Raw genomic sequence first — 284 nt, 5'->3', positions numbered from 1 at the left:
CCCCGCAGGGTTAACCGAATCACCGCCAGCCCCGCCGGCCCCGCCGTCACCACCAGCCGCGGCCGTCCCACCAGCACCGCCACGACCGCTCGTACCGCCGACGTTGCCGCCGGCCCCACCATGACCACCGGTCCCGGCCTGCCCACCAGCTCCACCGATCCCGCCGGTACCGCCGGTCGCCCCCAACGCAGCACCGGCAGACCCGCCAGCACCACCAACTCCGCCGTCACCGCCGCCACCAGCGGCCCCACCGACCCCGCCATCACCGGCGGCCCCAGTCTGCG

Annotated in this window: 1 protein-coding gene; it reads right to left on the bottom strand. The window is 76.8% G+C overall.

Annotation, left to right across the window (positions count from 1 at the left end):
• The coding region (locus F0Q45_RS28490) for a hypothetical protein (RefSeq protein ID WP_223163970.1) at window positions 1–284 on the bottom strand (284 nt) is incomplete at both ends.

Source organism: Mycobacterium simiae (assembly GCF_008370645.1).
GTDB classification, from domain to species: Bacteria; Actinomycetota; Actinomycetes; order Mycobacteriales; family Mycobacteriaceae; genus Mycobacterium; species Mycobacterium simiae_A.
The sequence above is the reverse complement of the archived record's forward strand: the minus strand, read 5'-3'. Positions and strand labels throughout refer to the sequence as shown.